Source organism: Capnocytophaga sp. oral taxon 329 str. F0087, from assembly GCF_000213295.2.
In the GTDB taxonomy this organism is placed as follows: Bacteria; Bacteroidota; Bacteroidia; order Flavobacteriales; family Flavobacteriaceae; genus Capnocytophaga; species Capnocytophaga leadbetteri_A.
In genome coordinates this window covers 47,296-48,837 of record NZ_KN389983.1, presented here as the reverse complement: position 1 = coordinate 48,837, position 1,542 = coordinate 47,296, and the positions used below count along the sequence as shown (strand labels likewise).

2 protein-coding genes are annotated in these 1,542 nt (G+C 25.0%); one reads left to right on the top strand and one right to left on the bottom strand.

Translation table 11 applies throughout. The annotated features are described in order from the left end of the window. On the top strand, nucleotides 1-757 hold a 757-nt coding region (locus tag HMPREF9074_RS00220), incomplete at its 5' end, for a TaqI-like C-terminal specificity domain-containing protein (protein ID WP_034539206.1). Here HMPREF9074_RS00220 and HMPREF9074_RS00215 read toward each other — a convergent pair. Further along, nucleotides 732-1,542 (bottom strand): TaqI-like C-terminal specificity domain-containing protein (locus HMPREF9074_RS00215; protein ID WP_304413018.1); only part of this gene is annotated, 811 nt, incomplete at its 5' end. The genes HMPREF9074_RS00220 and HMPREF9074_RS00215 overlap by 26 nt on opposite strands.

Genomic DNA, 1,542 nt, shown 5'->3' with positions numbered 1-1,542 from the left:
GTTTAAATTATACGATAAAGAGGTGGCACAAGGAATAGTAGCTCCACAAGATTTTGTAAATGAAAACTCAGTAAAAATATTAGGAGGCAATGTAAAGAAAGGAGATGGAATATTTGTAATTTCAGATGAAGAGCTAACAGATTTAAGCCTATCTGAAAAAGAATATGAACTTATTAAGCCTTATTATACGAGTGATGAACTTGATAAATATTGCACTAATAAAAAAAATTCTTATTGGATAATTTATACAAACTCAGATTTTAAAAATATAGAAAAAATCAAAGCCTATCCTAAAATAAAAGAACATTTAGACAAATTTAAAGATGTTATAACTTCTCACAACAAACCCTACGGACTTCATAGGTCGAGAGAAGAAAAATTTTTTAAAAATGAAAAAATATTATCTTTAAGAAAATGTAAGGAACCTACTTTTACGTTTTCTGACTTTGATTGCTATGTATCTCAAACATATTTTATTATTCAAACAGAAAGATTTAACTTAAAATATTTAACAGCCTATTTAAATTCTAAAATCATTAAATTTTGGCTACGATTTAAAGGTAAAATGCAAGGTAAAAATTATCAAATAGATAAAGAGCCTTTATTAAATATCCCTATAATAAAATCTGAATATGAAAGTAATATTATTCAATTATTTGATGATATACTAAATAATGAGGATGATATTAACAATTTGTTCTATGAAATTTTTAATCTAACTAAAAAAGAAATTAATATGATTGAAAGTTATCTATAGAGATATTTGGATCTATTATTAATACCTCTTGATAAGTTAAACCATACAATTTATAAATCAAGATATTAATCTTATTAATGATAGGGTTAATATCTTGATTTGCCTGTTTTAGAGCAACTAACTCATCATATAAGGTTGAAAAGAAATTTTCGTTATCTACCTTAATTATTGGAATAAGTAAAAGAGGTTCTTTATCTATCTGAAAATTGCTACCTTGCATTTTCCCCTTGTACCTAAGCCAAAAAGCTATTAATTTAGAATTTAATAATAATGTTAAGTATTTTAGGTTTACTCTTTTTGTTTTTATTACATAAAATGTAGCAGAAACATAGCAGTCAAAATCTGTATATGTAAATTTTGGTTCATTAGGAGATTTTCTAAGAGTAATTATTTTTTCGCCTATAAAGAAATCCTCTTTTCTAGCTCTATGTAATCCGTAAGGTTTATTGTCTGATGTAATTACATCTTTGAATCTATCTAAATGTTTTTTAATATTAGGATAAGATTGAATTTTTTCAGAGTTTTTAAAAGTAGAATCTGTATAAATTATCCAAAATTTATTTCTTTTATTTGCATAATACTTAAAAATCTCCTCTGAAGAATAGTAGGGTTTAATTAGAGATAGTTCATCATTTGTTAGGTTTAGTTTGTTTTTTTCCTCTTCAGATAGTCCAAAAATACCTTCTCCTTTCTTCAAAAAAGGATACTTAGATTGTATTTTGTTATTGACAAAATCATAGTGAGAATGTATTCCATTAGCCACCTCTTCATCGTATAATTTAAAT